Below are 19,169 nucleotides of genomic sequence, written 5' to 3'. Positions count from 1 at the left end.
CTGCAGCAGGATCATGATGGTGGCGCGCTCTTCGGCGCTCAGGTGCTGGTAGTGGGTTCCCATGGGACGGCGGCAGGGTCGAGTGCAGGGCAGATCAGGGGTGTTGCACTTGATTATTGACTCCACCTATTTTTAAAGGAGTGTCTGATGTCGGTCTTGAGTGAAAGGGAGTTGACCTCCAGCCCGCAAAAACCGAAAAAATCGGTTGCTTTGTCGGGGGTGGCCGCTGGCAGTACCGCGCTGTGCACCGTCGGGCACAGCGGCAATGACCTGCACTACCGAGGCTATGACATCCTAGACTTGGCTGAGGGGTGCGAGTTTGAAGAAGTGGCGCACCTGCTGGTGCATGGCGAGCTGCCTCAACGTGCCGCACTGATGGCATACAAGGCGCGGTTGCGTTCGCTACGCGGCTTGCCACAGGCGGTGCGTCAAGCGCTGGAGTGTTTGCCCGCCAGCGCCCATCCGATGGATGTGATGCGCACCGGCGTGTCGGTACTGGGGTGCACGCTGCCCGAAAAGGACGACCATAATTTGGCCGGAGCGCGCGACATTGCCGACCGGCTTCTGGCCTCTTTGGGTTCGATGCTGCTGTATTGGTACCACTGGAGTCACCACGCGCGTCGTATCGAGGTTGAGACGGACGACGATTCGATCGCGGGACATTTTTTGCATCTGCTGCATGGGCGACAGCCGCCGGCTGAGTGGGTGCGAGCCATGCACACCTCGCTCAACCTGTACGCCGAGCATGAGTTCAACGCCAGCACATTCACCGCGCGGGTCATTGCAGGCACCGGCAGCGACATGTACTCCTGCATCGTCGGGGCCATTGGCGCGTTGCGCGGACCCAAGCATGGTGGCGCCAATGAGGTGGCGTTTGAAATCCAAAAGCGCTACGCGTCACCTGATGAAGCCGAGGCCGACATTCGCCGTCGGGTGCAGGCCAAGGAAGTCATCATCGGCTTCGGGCATCCGGTCTACACCGTCAGCGATCCGCGCAATGTCGTCATCAAGGAGGTCGCCCGCCGTCTGTCGCAAGCCTCGGGATCGATGGCTATGTTCGATATTGCCGAGCGCATCGAGCAGGTCATGTGGGCGGAAAAGCGCATGTTTCCCAACCTCGACTGGTTCAGCGCTGTCAGCTACCATCTGATGGGCGTGCCCACGCCGATGTTTACACCGCTATTCGTCATTGCGCGCACCAGTGGTTGGTCAGCCCACGTCATCGAACAACGCATCGACAACAAAATCATTCGTCCCAGCGCCCACTATGTGGGACCCGAACCCCGCCCCTTCGTACCACTGGATCGCCGGGGGTGACCCGGCACAGCGTTGGCCGAGTCGGGGAGTCTGGATCAGTGACCACCATCTCATCGCCGCGGCTGGGTCGTACGCTGCCCATACGTTCACGACCCGTGCTGTAAGTGTGTTTTGAATAGAAACCATGAATTTAGCCCACCGCAAGCCACTGCCCGGCACACCCTACGATTACTTCGACGCCCGTGAGGCCGTGGAGGCTCTGCAGCCCGGCGCATGGGCGCGCCTGCCCTACACCGCGCGGGTGCACGCCGAGAACATCGTCCGTCGGGCCGAACCGGTGCGCATCCCAGATTATTTGCGCCAGTTGGTGGAGCGCCGCCGCGATCTGGATTTCCCTTGGTTCCCAGCGCGGGTGGTCTGCCACGACATCCTGGGGCAGACCGCCCTGGTCGATCTTGCCGGCCTGCGCGATGCGATTGCCGAGCGTGGGGGCGATCCGGCTCAGGTGAATCCGGTGGTGCCCGTGCAACTGATCGTCGATCACTCGCTGGCGGTGGAGTGCGGTGGGGATGATCCGCAGGCCTTCGAGAAGAACCGCGCCATCGAGGACCGCCGCAACGAGGATCGCTTCCACTTCATCGAGTGGACCCGGCGCGCTTTTCGCAACGTCGAGGTCATCCCACCCGGCAACGGCATCATGCACCAGATCAATTTGGAGAAGATGTCGCCGGTGATTGGTGTGGAGCGCGACGCTGCGGGGCGGGGGGTGGCCTACCCCGACACCTGCGTCGGCACCGATTCGCACACCCCGCACGTGGACGCGCTCGGTGTCATCGCCATTGGCGTGGGCGGTCTCGAGGCGGAGAATGTGATGCTGGGACGTGCCTCGTGGATGCGCCTGCCGGAGATCGTCGCCGTCGAGCTTTCGGGCCGCCCGCAGCCCGGCATCACCGCCACCGACATCGTGCTCTCGCTCACCGAGTTTTTGCGCCAGGCGAAAGTGGTGGGTGCCTATCTCGAGTTCCGTGGTGAGGGGGCGGCAGCGCTGACGCTCGGCGACCGCGCAACCATCTCGAATATGGCGCCGGAGTACGGTGCAACGGCGGCGATGTTCTTCATCGACGACAACACCCTCGACTACCTGCGCCTGACCGGTCGCTCGCAGGCACAGGTGGCCCTGGTCGAGGCCTACGCCAAGACCGCCGGCCTGTGGGCCGACGACCTCAAGACCGCCGAATACGAGCGCACCTTGCACTTCGATCTCTCCACCGTGGTGCGCAGCCTGGCCGGCCCCTCGAACCCGCATGCCCGGGTGGCGACCACCGAGCTCGCGGCCCGGGGCATCGCCGGGAACCTCGCCGCCGCGCGCGAGCAGGAAGCGCAAGGGCTGATGCCCGATGGTGCGGTGATCATCGCCGCCATCACTTCCTGCACGAATACCAGCAATCCGCGCAACGTCATCGCCGCCGGTCTGCTGGCGAAGAAGGCCAATGCACTGGGCCTCAAGCGCAAGCCCTGGGTGAAGAGCTCGCTGGCACCCGGCTCCAAAGCCGTGGCGCTCTATCTCGAGGAGGCCGGGCTGAAAGCGGAGCTCGAAGCGCTGGGTTTCGGTATCGTGGCGTTTGCCTGCACCACCTGCAATGGCATGAGTGGCGCGCTCGATCCGAAGATCCAGCAGGAGATCATCGACCGCGATCTCTATGCCGTGGCCGTGCTTTCGGGGAACCGCAACTTCGATGGGCGCATCCACCCCTACGCCAAGCAGGCCTTTCTCGCCTCGCCGCCGCTGGTGGTGGCCTATGCCATTGCCGGCACCATCCGCTTCGACATCGAGAAGGACGCGCTGGGCCATCGCCCCGACGGCACCCCGATCCTGCTGAAAGACCTGTGGCCAAGTGACGCTGAAATCGATGCGGTGGTCAAGCAGGCGGTGCGCCCCGAACAGTACCGGCAAGTCTATGAGCCGATGTTCCGCGCGGCAGTCGAACACGGCGAGGCGGTGAAGCCGCTCTACGACTGGCGGCCACAGAGCACCTACATCCGTCGCCCGCCCTACTGGGAGGGCGCCTTGGCCAAGCCGCGCACGCTCTCCGGCCTGCGTCCGCTCGCCATCCTCGGCGACAACATCACCACCGACCACATCTCCCCTTCGAATGCGATCCTGCCAGACAGCGCCGCCGGCGAGTATCTGGCGAAGATGGGCCTGCCGCCCGAGGACTTCAATTCCTATGCCACACACCGCGGCGATCATCTGACGGCACAGCGCGCCACCTTCGCCAATCCCACCCTGCGCAACGAGATGGTGCGCGATGCCGAGGGCCGGGTGCGCCAGGGCTCGCTGGCCCGGCTGGAGCCCGATGGCACGGTGATGCGCATGTGGGAGGCCATCGAGACCTACATGCAGCGCGGCCAGCCGCTCATCATCATCGCCGGTGCCGACTACGGACAGGGCAGCTCGCGCGACTGGGCGGCCAAGGGTGTGCGCCTCGCCGGCGTGGAGGCGATCGTGGCCGAGGGCTTCGAGCGCATCCACCGCACCAACCTGATCGGCATGGGCGTGCTGCCATGCGAGTTCCTGCCCGGCACCACGCGGCTCACGCTCGGCCTCGACGGCACCGAGACTTATGACGTCGTCGGCGCCCGCACGCCGGGGGCGACGCTGACGCTGGTGGTTCACCGCAAAGATGGCACGCGCGTGGAATGCCCGGTGCGCTGCCGTCTCGATACCGCCGAGGAGGTGGCGATCTACGAAGCGGGCGGGGTGCTGCAGCGCTTCGCACAAGACTTCCTCGATGCGACCAAGGCGGCCTGACATGACGACCTTCCGTCCGCAGCTGCGTATTCCCGCCACCTACATGCGGGGTGGCACGTCGAAAGGGGTCTTCTTCCGTTTGCAGGATCTGCCAGCCGCTGCGCAGATGCCGGGCCCGGTGCGCGATGCCCTGCTGCTGCGCGTCATCGGCTCGCCCGATCCCTATGGCAAGCACATCGATGGCATGGGCGGTGCCACCAGCAGCACCAGCAAGTGCGTGATCATCGGCCCTGCGACCCAGCCAGGGCACGACGTGGACTACCTCTACGGCCAGGTGTCGATCGACAGCGCCTTCGTGGATTGGAGCGGCAATTGCGGCAATCTCTCCAGTGCCGTCGGGCCCTTCGCCATCGCCAAGGGCTTCATTGCGGCCGAACGCATTCCGCACGACGGCGTGTGTACGGTGCGGATCTGGCAGAAGAACATCGGCAAGACCATCGTCGCCCACGTGCCCATCGCCAACGGTGAGGTGCAGGAGGATGGCGACTTCGAATTGGATGGGGTGACCTTCCCGAGTGCCGAGATTGCGCTGGAATTCCTCGATCCGGTGGACGAGGGCGGCGACGGCGGGGCGATGTTTCCGACCGGAAATCCGGTCGATACGCTGGAGGTGCCCGGATTTGGCACCGTGCAGGCGACGATGATCACGGCCGGCATCCCCACCGTGTTCGTGCGGGCGGCAGACGTGGGCCTGACTGGCACCGAGCTGCAGCCCGCCATCAACGAGCATCGCGAGCGCTTGGCGATGTTCGAGGCCATCCGCGTGGCTGGTGCCCTGCGCATGGGCTTGATCGCCGCCCCCGAGGAGGCGGCCAAGCGCCAGCACACGCCGAAGGTGGCGTACGTCGCACCGCCGGCCGACTACGTGGCCTCCAGCGGCAAGCCGGTGAAGGCGGCGGAGATCGATTTGCTCGCTCGTGCGCTGTCGATGGGCCGCCTGCATCACGCCATGATGGGCACGGCCTCGGTGGCCATCGCCACGGCAGCCGCCATTCCTGGCACCTTGGTCAACGAGGCAGCCGGCGGTGTTGCGCGCGAGACCGTCACGTTCGGCCATCCCAGCGGCGTGCTGCGTGTGGGCGCCACCGTCGAGCAAGTGGGCGGCCAGTGGGTGGTGCGCAAAGCGCGGATGAGCCGCAGTGCGCGGGTGCTGATGGATGGCCACGTTCGGGTACCTGCCAGCTTGTTGGAAGAGCAATCGTGATCCAAAAGGATGCCAAGATGTCTACGCGACAACAACTCAAAACGCTGGTGCAGCAGCGCCGCGCCATCATCGTTCCAGGCGCCATCAATGCGCTGTCGGCCAAAATCGTCGAGGACCTCGGCTTCGAGGCTCTCTACATCACAGGCGCGGGGGTCAGCAACATGTGGCTGGGCCTGCCGGATTTGGGCTTCATCGGCCTGAGCGACATCGCCGAGCACACCGCCCGCATCCGCGACGCGGTCGCGCTGCCGCTGATCGTGGACGCCGACACGGGTTTCGGTAATGCCCTCAACGTCTACCACACCGTGCGCACGCTCGAGCGCGCCGGGGCCGACTGCATCCAACTCGAAGATCAGGTCAACCCTAAGCGCTGCGGGCATTTTGCCGGCAAAGCGGTGATCCCCTTGGATGAGGCGGTGGACAAGATCAAAGCGGCGGTTGACGCGCGGCGTGATCCGGACCTGCTCATCATGGCCCGCACCGACGCTGCCGCCGTGCATGGCTTCGATGCCGCCGTCGAGCGTGCACAGCGCTTCGTCGAAGCCGGGGCCGATCTGTTGTTCGTCGAGGCGGTGACCGACACCGAGCACATGCGTGCCTTGCCCCAGCGCGCGCGCCCCCCACCTCATGAACATGGTCATCGGTGGCAAAACCCCCATCGTTTCGGCGGCACAACTGCGCGAGTGGGGTTACAGTCTGGTGCTGTACGCCAATGCCGCCCTGCAAGGGGCATTGGCGGGTATGCAGGCGACATTGCGGCAACTGCGTGATCAACAGCGCGTGGACGAAGACAGTGGGCTCGTGGCCACGTTTGCCGAGCGCCAGCGCTTGGTGGGCAAGGCTCATTGGGACGCACTCGAAGCGCGTTATCGCGCTTGAGCGCAGGCTCAGCATATTCGTCAAGATTTCTCGTCAGCCAAACAGCCGCACGCCAAACAAGGCGCCGTGCGCCCAAAAGGCAAACAGGGCCCAGGCGGCCACACCCACCACCACGGTGGCCACCGTCGCCGCAAGCGTGCTCGGCGCGCCGTCGGTGGCTACCTCGTCGCCGAGGCCATCCGCCGCTGCGTCGTCGGCCGGTGCACGGTTGGGGCCGGGGGCTGCGCCGCGCCGGCGCGCACTGCGGTAATTGAAGATGGCCCACACCAAAAAGCCACCAAACAGCAACACATCGGCCAGCGTGCCGTTGGCCAGCAGGTGTGCAAAGGCCCACAGCTTGACGGCCAGCACCATCGGATGGCCGAGCCGAGCCTTGAGCGCATTGCCCGGCACGTAGGCGGCCACCAACAGCACGAATGCGATCAGCGTCAGCAGTGAGGCGGCATGGCGCATGCCCAGCGGGGGCTGCCACAGCGTCAACGGCGCCTGCCGCGCCAAGTCGTAGCCGACCACGATCAGGGCCAAACCCGCCAGCGACAGCAGCGAGTACACCGCCTTCCACGTCGCCAGTCCCCAACGGTCGATGGTTTGCGTGCGCCAGTCGTCGGCCACGATGCGCACCGAGTGCACGCCCAAAAATACGATCAAACCGAGTACCAGCCACTGCATCTCGTACCTCCGACGGGACCGGCAGCGTCCCTATGCCGCCCATCATAGCCGCAACCCGCGCCGTGTGTGCGGCATGAAGCACACGCTATCGTCGTCATTGACAGAAACGACCACGATAGCGCGCGATCAGGGATAGACTATAGTCATCAATTGACAAGTTTTTTTGATTGATGACGTCTATTGAGTGGTTGCGAGACGACAACGTTTTGCCGCGCTTTGCCATGACGTCGTGTTCCCCCTCACGACAGGAGCCCATCATGAACACCAATGCCCCCGCCACCGGCCGTTGCCCTGTGATGCACGGTGCCGTCACCCGCAATGACCCCGCGCACAGCCCCACCGCTTGGTGGCCGAACACGCTCAACCTCGACATCCTGCACCAGCACGACACCAAGACCAACCCCTTGCCGGGCTTCAACTACCGGGAAGAAGTGCGCAAGCTGGACGTGGCAGCACTCAAGCGCGACCTGGCCGCTTTGATGACCGACAGCCAGCCCTGGTGGCCAGCCGACTGGGGGCATTACGGTGGCTTGTTCATCCGTATGGCCTGGCACGCGGCGGGGTCGTACCGCATCGCCGATGGACGGGGCGGGGCCAATAGCGGCAACCAGCGCTTCGCGCCGCTGAATTCCTGGCCGGATAACGCCAATCTGGACAAGGCGCGCCGCCTGCTGTGGCCCATCAAGAAAAAATACGGCAACCGCATCAGCTGGGCCGACCTGATGATCTTGGCCGGCAACGTCGCCTATGAAACCATGGGGTTGAAGACCTTCGGGTTTTCGTTCGGGCGCGAAGACATTTGGCACCCGGAGAAAGATGTCTACTGGGGGTCGGAGCGCGAATGGTTGGCGCCGAGCGATGCGCGCTATGCCCAGCTCGACGATGCCAAGACGCTGGAAAACCCGTTGGCGGCGGTGCAGATGGGGCTGATTTATGTCAACCCAGAGGGCGTCAATGGCCAGCCCGACCCCTTGCGCACGGCGCAGCACGTGCGCGAGACCTTCGCCCGCATGGGCATGAATGACGAGGAAACCGTGGCGTTGACGGCGGGCGGGCACACGGTGGGCAAGGCGCACGGCAACGGCAGCGCGGCCAACCTAGGCCCGGCACCCGAGGGCGCGCCCATCGAAGAGCAGGGCCTGGGCTGGATGAACCACACCACGCGCGGCATCGGCCGCGACACGGTGACCAGCGGCATCGAAGGCACGTGGACGACGCATCCCACCCGCTGGGACAACGGCTACTTCAAGCTGCTGCTGGGCTACGAGTGGGAGCTGAAAAAGAGCCCGGCCGGCGCCTGGCAGTGGGAGCCGATCGGCCTCAAGCCCGAAGACACGCCGGTGGATGTGGAAGACCCGACCCTGCGCAACCACCGCGTCATCATGACCGACGCCGACATGGCGATGAAGATGGACCCCATCTACCGCCGCATCAGCGAGCGATTCGCCGCCGACCAAGCTTACTTCTCCGAGGTGTTCGCGCGCGCCTGGTTCAAACTCACGCACCGTGACCTGGGACCGCGCACACGCTACATCGGCCCCGAGGCGCCGACCGAAGATCTGATCTGGCAAGACCCGGTGCCCGCCGGGCGCCGCGACATCGACGTCGCCGCCGTGCGTGCGCACATTGCGGCTGCGGGCCTGTCGGTTGCCGACCGGGTGTGCGTGGCCTGGGATAGCGCGCGTACCTTCCGTGGTTCGGATTTTCGGGGTGGGGCCAACGGGGCGCGCATCCGGCTGGCACCGCAAAAAGAGTGGCCGGGCAACGAGCCCGAGCGCCTGGCGCGCGTCCTGCCGGTGTACGAACGCATCGCCGCCGCCACTGGGGCCAGTGTGGCCGACGTCATCGTGCTGGCGGGCAGCATGGCGGTGGAGGAGGCCGCACGCGCGGCCGGTGTGGCGGTCGACGTGCCCTTCGCCCCGGGGCGCGGCGACGCCACCCAGGAGCAGACCGACGTGGCGGCGTTTGCCGTGCTGGAGCCGCTGGCCGACGGTTTTCGCAACTGGCTCAAGCAACCGTACGCCGCGCAGCCCGAGGAGCTGCTGCTCGACCGCGCCCAGCTGATGGGTCTGACCGCGGTGGAAATGACGGTGCTGGTCGGCGGTATGCGCGTGCTGGGGGCCAACCACGGGGGCTCACCGGACGGTGTCTTCACCGACCGCGTGGGCGTGCTGAGCAATGACTTTTTCGTCCACTTGACCGACATGGCCTACCGCTGGGTGCCCGCAGGGACCAACCGCTACCAAGTGGTGGAGCGCGCCAGCGGGCGCGTGCGCTGGACGGCCACGCGGGTCGATCTGGTGTTTGGCTCCAACGCCATTTTGCGCGCCTACGCCGAGGTGTACGCGCAAGACGACAACCGTGAAAAATTCGTGCGCGACTTCGTAGCGGCGTGGGTGAAGGTGATGAACGCCGACCGCTACGACCTGCGGCCCTGACGGGGCAGTCGGGCAGCGTGTTCGGCTGCGGGCGTGCGTCCGCCGCGGCGACTTTGGTCGCCGGGCGGGCCACGTGCGCTGCGGTGCATACAGGCATGGGCTGCGCTTGTGCCGACGCAGCAGGGCTTGCCACTCGCGCTGCGCCGTGTCCCGCAACGGCTGTGATGCGGACGGCGCTGATGCCTGGATCGGCGGTTGCCGACCAGGTAGGGGAGGGGTCCCCCATTTGGGGGATTGCCACGGCGGTTAGGTGAGGGTACATTGATCAGTTTATTGAGTGGTAGGCCCTCCATGTCCGCGTCCCACCGCACCGACACCACCGCGCCCTCATCGGACCGGGTGGGTGGCCTTGCTCACCCAGCGCTGCTGGGGTTGGTGGCCGACTGGCTGTGGGAGATGGATGCCAGTTTGCGCGTGGTGCGGGTCGAGCCCTTGGCCGAAGCGCCAAAGACGCCGCCGCTGCCACGCTTGATCGGGCAGCGGCCGTGGGAGAGCCCGGCACTGGTCTATGCGGGGCAGACACTGCAGCGCCGCTGGCGCCCCTTGTGGTTGCGCCAGCCGTTTCGCGGGCTGGAGCTGCAATGGCGCACGCGCGGCGACCGCCCTTTGTGGACCAGCATCAGTGGTGTGCCGCGCTTCGACGCCCAGGGGCAATTCACGGGTTATATCGGGGTGGCGCAGGACATCACGACGCGCAAGCGGCTCGAGCAGCGCCTGCAGCGTGCGCGTGCCGAGCTGCACGCCACGCTGCAAGCCTTGCCCGACCTGTTGTTCGAGATCGACGGCGATGGTGTCTATCGCCGGGTACATGCGCCGCGGCCCGAATTGTTGTTGGTGCCGCCTGATCAACTGCTGGGGCGACGCTTGGATGAGCTGTTGCCTCCCGAAGTGCTGACGATCGCACAGCAAGCCATGGAGGTGGCGCGGCGCCAGCGTCAGGTCCATGGCCTGCGTTATCGCTTGACCATCGGCGGCGAGGAACGCTGGTTCGAACTGTCGATGGCGCGCGTGGCGGCTGCGGGCGCTCCGGAGCGGTTCGTGGCGGTGGTGCGCGACATCACCGAGTTGAGCATGCTGGCGTTTTTCGATGCACTCACGGGTCTGCCGAACCGACGCTTGTTGCTCGACCGCTTGCAGCAGGCGTTGTTGCGGCAGCAACGCCGCCCGACCTGGGCCGCGCTGCTGTTCATCGATCTGGACGATTTCAAGCGCATCAACGACCAGCACGGCCACGCCGCTGGGGACGCCGTGCTGGTGACCCTGTGCCGCCGCATGCGCGAACAGTTGCGACGCACCGATACGCTGGCGCGCTACGGCGGCGACGAATTCGTCGCCGTGCTCGAGGGCTTGGGCCGCAGCCAGGGCAGCGCGCGCCGCAACGTCGAGCGCTTGGTTGGGCAGGTGCGCGCGGCGTTGACGCAACCCATCGACGGGGTCGTTCCCGGGGAGGCGCTCAACGTCTCGGCCAGTGTCGGCGGTGTGCTGTTTTGGGGCGCAGTGCCGGTGCAGGCCTTACTGCAACGTGCCGACAGCGGCGTCTATCGCGCCAAAGAGGGCGGCAAAAACCGCGCCAGTATCGAGATGTGGGTCGTCGCGCCCAGCGCATGACGGTCCCAGCGTCGAGCGCGACCGGGCGGCGCTGCTTCGGTTGCGGCATTGCCGTTCATGGCTGTGGCGCTGCGCCTCGGGTCCGGGGCCTGCGCGCCGATGCCAAACCCCCTCTACAATGGAGCTGTGCTCCGGGGTGTCCGCCAACGGCGGGCTGAGATGGCCAGCGGCCAAACCCGTGAACTTGATCCGGTTCATGCCGGCGGAAGGAGAGCGTGACGGGCGGTGTGCGCGGGTGACCCAGGCCCGCGCCCGTTCGGTCCAGGCCCCGCGTGGTCACCCTTCGGAGCATCGATATCGCCACCCGAAGGAGTTGCCCCGATGAATGCCCCTGCCGACCGGTTCGTGGCCGCCCAGGCTCACGTGGACGCCGCTGCCGTCCAGCCCTTTCCCAACGCGCGCAAGATCTATGTCGAGGGCTCGCGCCCCGACATTCGCGTGCCGATGCGTGAGATCCGGCAAAGCGACACCCCAGCCGGCCTGGGTGCCGAGCCCAACCCGCCGATCTTCGTGTATGACACCTCGGGGCCGTACACCGACCCCGACGCCCGCATCGACATCCGCCAAGGCCTGCCCGCCCTGCGCCAGCGCTGGATCGAAGCGCGCGGCGACACCGAGGTGCTGGCGCAGCCCAGCTCGCAACACGCGCGCCAACGCGCGGCCGACCCGGCGCTGGCTGCGCTGCGCTTTCCGGGGCTGCAGCGCCAGCCACGCCGGGCCAAGCCGGGGGCCAACGTCACCCAGATGCACTATGCGCGCCGCGGCATCGTCACGCCCGAGATGGAGTTCATCGCCATCCGCGAAAACAACAACCGCCGCGCCTACCTGGAATCGCTGCGCGCCAGCGGCCCGCAGGGCGAGCGCCTGGCCGCCTTGCTCACGCGCCAGCACCGGGGGCAGTCGTTCGGCGCCCGATGGCCCGAGGAAATCACGCCCGAGTTCGTACGCGATGAGGTGGCGCGCGGGCGCGCCATCATCCCCGCCAACATCAACCACCCGGAGAGCGAGCCGATGATCATCGGCCGCAACTTTCTGGTCAAGATCAACGCCAACATCGGCAACAGCGCGCTGGCCTCGTCGATTCAAGACGAAGTGGACAAGCTGACCTGGGCCATTCGCTGGGGGGCGGATACCGTGATGGATCTGTCCACCGGCCGCCACATCCACGAGACGCGCGAGTGGATCGTCCGCAACAGCCCGGTGCCGATTGGTACCGTGCCGATTTACCAGGCACTGGAAAAAGTCGGCGGCAAGGCGGAGGAGTTGACCTGGGAGCTGTTTCGCGACACGCTCATCGAACAGGCCGAGCAAGGGGTGGATTACTTCACCATTCACGCCGGCGTGCGACTGGCCTACGTGCCGCTGACGGCCAACCGGCTCACCGGCATCGTCAGCCGCGGCGGCTCGATCATGGCCAAATGGTGCTTGGCCCACCACCAGGAGAATTTCCTCTATACGCACTTCGAAGAGATGTGCGAGATCATGAAGGCCTACGACGTGGCCTTCAGCCTGGGTGATGGCTTGCGTCCCGGCTCCATTTACGACGCCAACGACGAGGCCCAGTTGGCGGAACTCGAGACCCTGGGCGAGCTCACCCAGATCGCCTGGAAGCACGACGTCCAAGTGATGATCGAGGGCCCAGGGCACGTGCCGATGCAGCTCATCCAAGAAAACATGGCGCTGCAGTTGCAGTGGTGCCACGAGGCGCCGTTCTACACCCTGGGGCCGCTGACCACCGACATCGCACCGGGCTACGACCACATCGCCAGCGCCATCGGTGCGGCCCTCATCGGCTGGTACGGCACCGCGATGCTGTGCTACGTCACGCCGAAAGAGCACCTCGGGTTGCCCAACAAGGATGACGTCAAAGAGGGCATCATCACCTACAAGCTCGCAGCCCACGCCGCCGACCTGGCCAAGGGGCACCCGGGCGCCCAGATTCGCGACAATGCCCTGTCCAAGGCGCGCTTCGAGTTTCGCTGGGCCGACCAGTTCAACCTGGGCCTGGACCCGGACAAGGCGCGCGCCTTTCACGACGAGACCTTGCCGAAGGAGTCGGCCAAGGTGGCGCACTTCTGCAGCATGTGCGGCCCCAAGTTCTGCAGCATGAAGATCACGCAAGAGGTGCGCGACTACGCCGCGCAGCACGGGCTGAGCGAGCAACAGGCGCTGCAGCAGGGCCTGCAGCAGCAGGCGCAGGACTTTCGGCGCACGGGCAGCCAGGTGTATGTGCCCCTGACGCGTCCTTGATGTGCCGTTTCGTGCACCGGCGACGGGTGCGGTGGGACCGCCCGGCAAAGCGCGGTCGACTCCAGCCGGTTCGTCGGGTGCATGAGACGAGACGAGGCGAGCCGCACCCCCCTCGTGTGCGCAGTGTCGGTGGCCGCCGGGGCCACGGCGCTGGCCGCGCCCGCCCGCGGTACCCAGGCCCGAGTGTTCCGGGTCCACGCCGGGTCGCGGTGCGTGGTACACTGGTGGCGCCGCATGGGTTGCTTTCCCCCGTGTGTGCCGTTGGCAACGGTTTGCGGTTTTCCTCAACACCGCCATGGCAGCCGGCGTGGCTACGCCGGTCCATCACCCGATTCAGCGCTCCCCTTGGCAAGCCCCATCCCACGCGCCGGTTGCGGCTGGCGCTGGCGTCCTGTGCCTGCACGGGCATCGGCGGCGCCCGTATTCGGAGGCCCCATGGCCAAGGAAGAATTGATCGAAATGCACGGCAAGGTGGACGAAATCCTGCCGGATTCGCGCTACCGCGTCACCCTGGAAAACGGTCATACGCTGATCGCATATTCCGGCGGCAAGATGCGCAAGCATCACATCCGCATCCTGGCCGGGGATCGCGTATCGCTGGAGCTGTCGCCCTACGATTTGAGCAAGGGCCGCATCACCTACCGCCACCTGGAGCCGCGTACCGGTGCGGCGCCAGCGCCCATGCGCCGCAAGGCGCGCTGAAGCACGGGGCTGGCGCAGTGCAGGCCGCAGCACCCCGCCAGGGCCGCGCTTGGCAGTGACCGCGCCCCGCCGGTGGCCGGCGGGGCCACGCGCAGCGCTATTTGCCCCAGCTATCCTTGAGACTGGCGATGCGGTTGAACACCGGTCGCGTCGGCGCGTGGTCGTGGCGGTCGGTGACGAAGTAGCCGTGTCGCTCGAATTGAAAGCGCGCCTCAGCCGGCGCCTGGGCGAGTGACGGCTCGATGTACGCCGCCGCGACCTTGAGGCTGTCGGGGTTGAGCACGGTTCTGAAGTCTTTGCCGCCTGCGTCCGGTTGGGGGTCGGCGAACAGCCGGTCGTACAGGCGCACTTCGGCCGCCACGGCTTCGTGCACGCCCACCCAGGTGAGGGTGCCCTTGACCTTGATGGCATCCGCACCCGGGGTCCCGCTTTTGGTGTCCGGCACCACGGTGGCCAGCACCGCCGTCACCTGGCCGGTCTCGTCCTTCTCACAGCCGGTGCACTCGATCACGTAGCCGTATTTGAGCCGCACCTGATTGCCCGGGAAGAGGCGGAAATAGCCTTTGGGGGGCTGTTCCCGGAAATCGTCACGCTCGATCCAGATCTCGGGGCCCAGGCTGAACTGGCGCAGGCCGAGTTCGGGCCGTTGCGGGTGGGCTAGGGCGGTGCAGGGCTCGCGGTGGTCGGCGCTGCCGAACACCTGCGCCCAATTGGTGAGCTTGAGTTTGACCGGGTCGAGTACGGCCATCGCCCGCGGGGCCTTGCCCTCCAGGTCGTCGCGCAAGGCGATTTCGAGGTTGCTGTAGTCGATCCAGCCCGGCGCTTTGCTGACACCGGTGCGTTCGCAAAACAGCCGAATCGCCTCGGGCGTGTAGCCACGCCGGCGCAAGCCAACGATGGTGGGCATGCGCGGGTCGTCCCAGCCGCTGACGATTCCTTCATCCACCAGCGCCTTGAGCTTGCGCTTGCTGGTGACGACGTAGGTCAGGTTCAAGCGCGCGAATTCGTACTGGTGCGGCAGGTCGAACGGCTCGGGCTCGTAGGCGCTGAGGGCCTGCGCCAGCACTGGGGTGAATTGGTGCAGTTCGCCCAGCAGCAGGTCGAAAAAGGTGGGCAAGTCGCGCAAGACGGCGTCGCGGTCGTGCTCCCAGCGCGCAAAAAGGGCGGCCATGCGCTGCTCGGCGTGCGTGTTGCGACCGAGTTTGGCGCCGGCGTTGTGGCAGCGCAGCGCGAATTCCTTGCCCGCCTCCAGCCCTTGCGTGCGCAGCGCTTCGATGCGCTGGCGCGCCCGCTCGAACTGCGGCGCGCGCAGAATCGGCACGATGCGCTCGAGCAGCCAATCGTAGAAGGGGCGCTGGTCCTCGAATTCCAGCGTGCAGATGCTGTGGGTGATGTTTTCCAGCGCGTCCTCGATCGGGTGCGCGAAGGTATACATCGGATAGATGCACCAGGCATCGCCCGTGTTGTGGTGCGTGGCGTGCTTGATGCGGTAGATGGCCGGGTCGCGCAGGTTGATGTTGGGCGAGGCCATGTCGATCTTGGCGCGCAACACCATCGCCCCGTCGGGGTGGCGTCCGGCGCGCATTTCGCGAAAGCGCGCCAGGCTTTCCGCGGCCGGCCGGTTACGGTAGGGGCTGTCGATGCCGGGTTCGGTGAGCGTGCCGCGGTTGGCCCGCATCTGCTCGGGCGTTTGTTCGTCCACGTAGGCATGGCCGGTTTCGATCAGATACTCGGCCGCCCGATACATGAAGTCGAAATAGTCGCTGGCGTAGTAAAGGTGGCTGGTGCCGTGGGCCTCCCAGCTCCAGCCGAGCCAACGCACCGCATCGACGATGGCATCGACGTACTCCTGTTCCTCCTTCTCGGGGTTGGTGTCGTCGAAGCGCATGTGGCACACGCCACCGTACTCCTGGGCCAGGCCAAAGTTGAGCCAGATGCTTTTGGCGTGACCGATGTGCAGGTAGCCGTTGGGCTCGGGCGGGAAGCGGGTGCGGATGCGTGCCGGGTCGAGGAGGCCGCGCGCGTGGTGGCTGCCGTCACCGGGGCTGCCGCCCCAGCGGCGTTGCGCGAGGCGGCCGCTGGCCAGATCACGCTCGATGATCTGGCGCAGGAAGTTGCTGCTCGAGCCGTGACCGGAAGAGGAATGCGGGGCGTGGTCGCTCATGCACCCGATTTTAGGCGGCCCAGTGGCCAGGCAGACGGCAGGCGGACGCGGTTACGTCTGCTTACAGCCGTCACAAACCAGCAACCGCTGGCGCGCCGCCGAGATGTTTCAATGTCGATATCGACAACCGTCGTTTCCAGGAGTGCAATCGATGAACGCCATGAGGTTGTTCCATGCGAGGCGGCCATGGCGGTTGCTGGCGGCCGTGGCGCTGACGATGGCGGGCACCGCGCAAGCGGCCGACGTTTATTGGTCGGTGGGGGTGTATCAGCCAGGGGTGTCGGTGCGGGTGGGCAATACACCGCCGCTGGTGTGGGCGACCGCGCCCACGGTGGTGGTGGCCCCGCCCGTGGTGGTGGCGACACCGGTCATGGTGGCTCCGCCCGCGCGCGTCGTGACGGCGCCGCCCGCGCTGGTGGTGGCCCCGGGCGTCGTCTATGGCGTGCCGCCGGGGCATCTCAAACACAAGCACGGCCACCGAAGCCACGGAAGGGGGTACGACGCTGTGGTGTGGGCGGGCAGCCCCTATCACGCCGAAAGCTGGCACGGCAGGCGCTGACGCGGTGACCGCGGTGCGCGGCGGCCCGTCGCGCCGCCGCCCTGTGTCGGTGGCGACGCGGCCGATGCACGGCCGCCCGCTACACTAGCCGCTTTGCTGCTTGTCGCGCCCGCTCATGGACCTTGCACTGCTGCTGAAGGCCGCCCTGATGGGGTTGGTCGAAGGCTTGACCGAGTTTTTGCCGATCTCGTCCACCGGACACCTGATTTTGACGGCGGCGCTGTTGAATCTGCCCGACGAGCGCACCAAGGTGTTCGAGGTGGTGATCCAGACCGGTGCGATCCTGGCCATCGTCGGTTTGTATGGGCAGCGCCTGCTGGCCACCCTGCGCGGCTTGCCACGCGAGCGCACGGCGCAGCGGTTCGCTGCGCACGTGCTGCTGGGGTTTTTCCCAGCCGCGCTGGCCGGGTTTCTGTTCATCGGTCCGATCAAGGCCTGGCTGTTCAACGCCTGGGTGGTGGCCGCAGGCTTCATCGCCGGCGGGCTGGCGATGCTGTGGGTGGAGCACCGGTACGCACGCGCCGCACCCGCGCGGTTGGATGACGTCGATGCGCTGCGCTGGACGCACGCGCTGGGGGTGGGGCTGATTCAGTGCCTGGCGTTGGTGCCGGGAGTCAGCCGGTCGGGGGCCACCATCATCGGTGGCATGGCGCTGGGCCTGTCGCGCCGCGTGGCCACCGAGTTCAGTTTTTTTCTGGCGATTCCGATGCTGTTCGGCGCCGCCGCTTACGACCTGGTCAAGCACCGGGCCCTGCTGTCGAGCGCGGATGTGCCGTTTTTCGCCGTTGGGCTGGGGGTGTCATTCGTGGCGGCGTGGGTGAGCGTGAAGTGGCTGCTGCGTTATGTCGCCTCGCACACCTTCGTGCCGTTTGCCTGGTACCGCATTGCCTTTGGCGCGCTGGTGCTGCTCACGGGGTGGATGGGCTGGGTGCAGTGGACCCCATGAAATGCCGCAGCGCGCGCTCGATGGCGTCGGCGGTGGCCTCGGGGTGCTCCATCGGAAACAGGTGTGTGCCCTCCAGGAATTGCAGGCGCGGCGAGGGCTCGCGGCCACACAGCTTGTGCGTCATGGTCAGACCGACGCGGCGCATTTCCTCGGAGTGCGTACCGCCAATGAAGGCCACCGGACAGCGCAGCGGATGGCGGCGCAGCAGGCGGTCGAGATGGTGCGGCAAGGTGTTGTAGATGGCGGTCTCGACGTCGCGGTCGAAGGTGAGCACGCGCTGCACGCCGTGCGGGGTGACTTCGTCGTGGGTGCCGTGTGCGATGTAGTCGGCCAGCACGCGCGGATCCCAACGGGCGAAGGCCCGCTTGTGGCGGAAATGCTCCAGCGCCTCCTCGGCGCTGGCCCAGCGGTTGCGGCGCTTGCGGCTGATTTGTCCGGGCGACACCGCACCGATGAGCCGGGTGTGTTTGGCAGCGGCCAGCGCGCGCGCTTTCCATCCGCCCAGCACGGGTGAGTCGAGCAGCACCACGCCGCGCACCGGTTGCCCGGCCAGTTCGGGGTGTTGGGCGGCGCACATCAGGCTCAGGAACCCGCCCAGCGAGTGGCCCACCAGGAACAGCGGGGTGTCGTGCGGCTGTACCTCGGCGGTGACGAAATCGGCCAACTGTCGCACCAGGTGCGGCCAGTTGCTGGTGACGGGGTAGCGCGGATCGTGGCCGAAGCGCGCCAGCGCCTTGACGGTCCAGCCGCGCGCACGCAGCGCGTCGAACAGCACACGGTAGGTGCCTGCCGGAAAGCTGTTGGCGTGCGAGAAGACGATGCAGGGGCGGGGCTCGGTCATCGGGCTCAGAGCAGGCGATCGCCGGGGGCGGTGATTTTGCGCAGGGTGGCGTGCTGCGGGCTGCAGGTGGTCAGCGCTCCACCCGGCTGCCAGTTGGGGGCATCGAGCTGATCGAAGGCCTCGCGCAGCTTTTGCCCCCAGGCGGTGCGCAGGGACTGGAAATAGCGGTTGTGCTCGTCGATGCAGACCACGCGGTCGCTGCGCAGCTGGCCGGCTTCGTAGACGGCCAGGTCCAGCGGCAGGCCCACCGACAGGTTGGACTTCAGGGTCGAGTCCATCGAGATCAATAGGCATTTGGTGGCGTCGTCCAACGGCGTGTCGGGGGTGAGGACACGATCGAGGACGGGTTTGCCGTATTTGCTCTCGCCGATCTGAAAAAACGGGGTCTCATCGGTGGCTTCGATGAAATTGCCGGGCGAATAGACCTGGAACAAACGCATGGGCTCGCCGCGGATTTGGCCGCCGAAGATGAGGCTGGCATTGAACTCGATGCCGCTGCGGCGCAGCGCCTCACCGTCGCGCTCGTAGACGCGGCGCACCGTGGCGCCCAGCACGCGCGCCGCATCGAAGAGGCTGCGCGCGTTCCAGATGGTGATCGGCTCGGCCAGGCCAGGGTCGTGTAGCTGCTCGGTTTGCAGCAACTCGCGGATCGACTGCGAAATACTGAGGTTGCCCGCCGACAGCAACACCATGAAGCGCTCACCGGGCTGTTCGTAGACGATCATCTTGCGGAAGGTGCTGATCTGATCGAGACCGGCGTTGGTGCGCGAGTCGGACAGAAACACCATACCGGCCTTGAGCTTGACGGCGACGCAGTAGGTCATGGTGGTCGATTGCAGG

At 66.4% G+C, this 19,169-nt stretch carries 13 protein-coding genes, 1 pseudogene and 1 riboswitch; of the genes and pseudogenes, 10 read left to right on the top strand and 4 right to left on the bottom strand.

Annotation, left to right across the window (positions count from 1 at the left end):
• Positions 1–147: 147 nt before the first annotated feature.
• The 4 genes and pseudogenes from prpC (at position 148) to Tchar_RS06695 (ending at position 6,152) form a co-directional block, all read left to right on the top strand.
• The gene (gene prpC, locus Tchar_RS06710) at positions 148–1,317 is read left to right on the top strand and encodes a bifunctional 2-methylcitrate synthase/citrate synthase (RefSeq protein ID WP_201739317.1); all 1,170 of its coding nucleotides are present in this window, start codon (positions 148–150) and stop codon (positions 1,315–1,317) included.
• Positions 1,318–1,441: 124 nt separating this feature from the next.
• On the top strand, positions 1,442–4,069 hold the full coding sequence (gene acnD / locus Tchar_RS06705; protein ID WP_144328290.1) for a Fe/S-dependent 2-methylisocitrate dehydratase AcnD: 2,628 nt from the start codon (positions 1,442–1,444) through the stop codon (positions 4,067–4,069).
• Between the two features lies 1 nt (position 4,070).
• Complete coding sequence (gene prpF / locus Tchar_RS06700) at positions 4,071–5,273, top strand: 2-methylaconitate cis-trans isomerase PrpF (RefSeq protein WP_144328289.1); 1,203 nt, start codon at positions 4,071–4,073, stop codon at positions 5,271–5,273.
• Between the two features lie 17 nt (positions 5,274–5,290).
• Positions 5,291–6,152, top strand: a pseudogene (locus Tchar_RS06695) (isocitrate lyase/PEP mutase family protein).
• Between the two features lie 33 nt (positions 6,153–6,185).
• Here Tchar_RS06695 and Tchar_RS06690 read toward each other — a convergent pair.
• The gene (locus Tchar_RS06690) at positions 6,186–6,821 is read right to left on the bottom strand and encodes an NnrU family protein (RefSeq protein ID WP_144328288.1); all 636 of its coding nucleotides are present in this window, start codon (positions 6,819–6,821) and stop codon (positions 6,186–6,188) included.
• Positions 6,822–7,078: 257 nt separating this feature from the next.
• On the opposite strand from Tchar_RS06690, the gene katG reads away from it, so the two are divergent.
• From katG to infA, 4 genes are all read left to right on the top strand, one after another.
• Entirely contained in the window at positions 7,079–9,259 is a 2,181-nt protein-coding gene (gene katG, locus Tchar_RS06685; RefSeq protein ID WP_144328287.1) for a catalase/peroxidase HPI, read from the top strand.
• Positions 9,260–9,550: 291 nt separating this feature from the next.
• Entirely contained in the window at positions 9,551–10,867 is a 1,317-nt protein-coding gene (locus Tchar_RS06680; RefSeq protein ID WP_144328286.1) for a diguanylate cyclase domain-containing protein, read from the top strand.
• Positions 10,868–10,989: 122 nt separating this feature from the next.
• Positions 10,990–11,095: riboswitch (TPP riboswitch) on the top strand.
• A gap of 93 nt (positions 11,096–11,188) precedes the next feature.
• Complete coding sequence (gene thiC, locus Tchar_RS06675; protein ID WP_144328285.1) at positions 11,189–13,117, top strand: phosphomethylpyrimidine synthase ThiC; 1,929 nt, start codon at positions 11,189–11,191, stop codon at positions 13,115–13,117.
• Between the two features lie 435 nt (positions 13,118–13,552).
• Positions 13,553–13,819, top strand: a complete 267-nt coding sequence (gene infA / locus Tchar_RS06670) for a translation initiation factor IF-1 (RefSeq protein ID WP_144328284.1) — start codon at positions 13,553–13,555, stop codon at positions 13,817–13,819.
• 97 nt (positions 13,820–13,916) lie between these two features.
• On the opposite strand, the gene Tchar_RS06665 is transcribed toward infA, so the two are convergent.
• A complete protein-coding gene (locus Tchar_RS06665; protein WP_144328283.1) occupies positions 13,917–15,983 on the bottom strand; it encodes a glutamine--tRNA ligase in 2,067 nt (688 codons plus the stop codon).
• Positions 15,984–16,134: 151 nt separating this feature from the next.
• Between Tchar_RS06665 and Tchar_RS06660 the strand changes: the two genes are divergently transcribed.
• Positions 16,135–16,542: a hypothetical protein gene (locus Tchar_RS06660; protein WP_144328282.1), complete on the top strand. Its 408-nt coding sequence runs from the start codon at positions 16,135–16,137 to the stop codon at positions 16,540–16,542.
• Positions 16,543–16,657: 115 nt separating this feature from the next.
• Positions 16,658–17,488, top strand: coding sequence for an undecaprenyl-diphosphate phosphatase (locus Tchar_RS06655; protein WP_144328281.1), 831 nt, complete (start codon positions 16,658–16,660; stop codon positions 17,486–17,488).
• On the opposite strand, the gene Tchar_RS06650 is transcribed toward Tchar_RS06655, so the two are convergent.
• Positions 17,451–18,329, bottom strand: coding sequence for an alpha/beta hydrolase (locus tag Tchar_RS06650; RefSeq protein ID WP_144328280.1), 879 nt, complete (start codon positions 18,327–18,329; stop codon positions 17,451–17,453). The two genes, Tchar_RS06655 and Tchar_RS06650, sit on opposite strands and share 38 nt — an antisense overlap.
• Positions 18,330–18,334: 5 nt before the next feature.
• Positions 18,335–19,153 carry a proteasome-type protease gene (locus Tchar_RS06645; protein ID WP_144328279.1) on the bottom strand — a complete coding sequence of 273 codons (819 nt, stop codon included), beginning with the start codon at positions 19,151–19,153 and terminating at the stop codon, positions 18,335–18,337.
• Positions 19,154–19,169 lie beyond the last annotated feature (16 nt).

Origin of the sequence: Tepidimonas charontis, assembly GCF_007556685.1 — a bacterium.
Lineage (GTDB): Bacteria > Pseudomonadota > Gammaproteobacteria > Burkholderiales > Burkholderiaceae_C > Tepidimonas > Tepidimonas charontis.
The sequence above is the reverse complement of the archived record's forward strand: the minus strand, read 5'-3'. Positions and strand labels throughout refer to the sequence as shown.

Bases quoted from the DNA above. Each gene is read 5' to 3' on its own strand.
- Tchar_RS06680 (WP_144328286.1), top strand. From the start codon at position 9,551: ATGTCCGCGTCCCACCGCACCGACACCACCGCGCCCTCATCGGACCGG.
- infA (WP_144328284.1), top strand. From the start codon at position 13,553: ATGGCCAAGGAAGAATTGATCGAAATGCACGGCAAGGTGGACGAAATC.
- prpF (WP_144328289.1), top strand. From the start codon at position 4,071: ATGACGACCTTCCGTCCGCAGCTGCGTATTCCCGCCACCTACATGCGG.
- thiC (WP_144328285.1), top strand. From the start codon at position 11,189: ATGAATGCCCCTGCCGACCGGTTCGTGGCCGCCCAGGCTCACGTGGAC.
- Tchar_RS06665 (WP_144328283.1), bottom strand. From the start codon at position 15,983: ATGAGCGACCACGCCCCGCATTCCTCTTCCGGTCACGGCTCGAGCAGC.
- Tchar_RS06645 (WP_144328279.1), bottom strand. From the start codon at position 19,153: ATGACCTACTGCGTCGCCGTCAAGCTCAAGGCCGGTATGGTGTTTCTG.
- Tchar_RS06690 (WP_144328288.1), bottom strand. From the start codon at position 6,821: ATGCAGTGGCTGGTACTCGGTTTGATCGTATTTTTGGGCGTGCACTCG.
- Tchar_RS06660 (WP_144328282.1), top strand. From the start codon at position 16,135: ATGAACGCCATGAGGTTGTTCCATGCGAGGCGGCCATGGCGGTTGCTG.
- katG (WP_144328287.1), top strand. From the start codon at position 7,079: ATGAACACCAATGCCCCCGCCACCGGCCGTTGCCCTGTGATGCACGGT.
- acnD (WP_144328290.1), top strand. From the start codon at position 1,442: ATGAATTTAGCCCACCGCAAGCCACTGCCCGGCACACCCTACGATTAC.
- prpC (WP_201739317.1), top strand. From the start codon at position 148: ATGTCGGTCTTGAGTGAAAGGGAGTTGACCTCCAGCCCGCAAAAACCG.
- Tchar_RS06650 (WP_144328280.1), bottom strand. From the start codon at position 18,329: ATGACCGAGCCCCGCCCCTGCATCGTCTTCTCGCACGCCAACAGCTTT.
- Tchar_RS06655 (WP_144328281.1), top strand. From the start codon at position 16,658: ATGGACCTTGCACTGCTGCTGAAGGCCGCCCTGATGGGGTTGGTCGAA.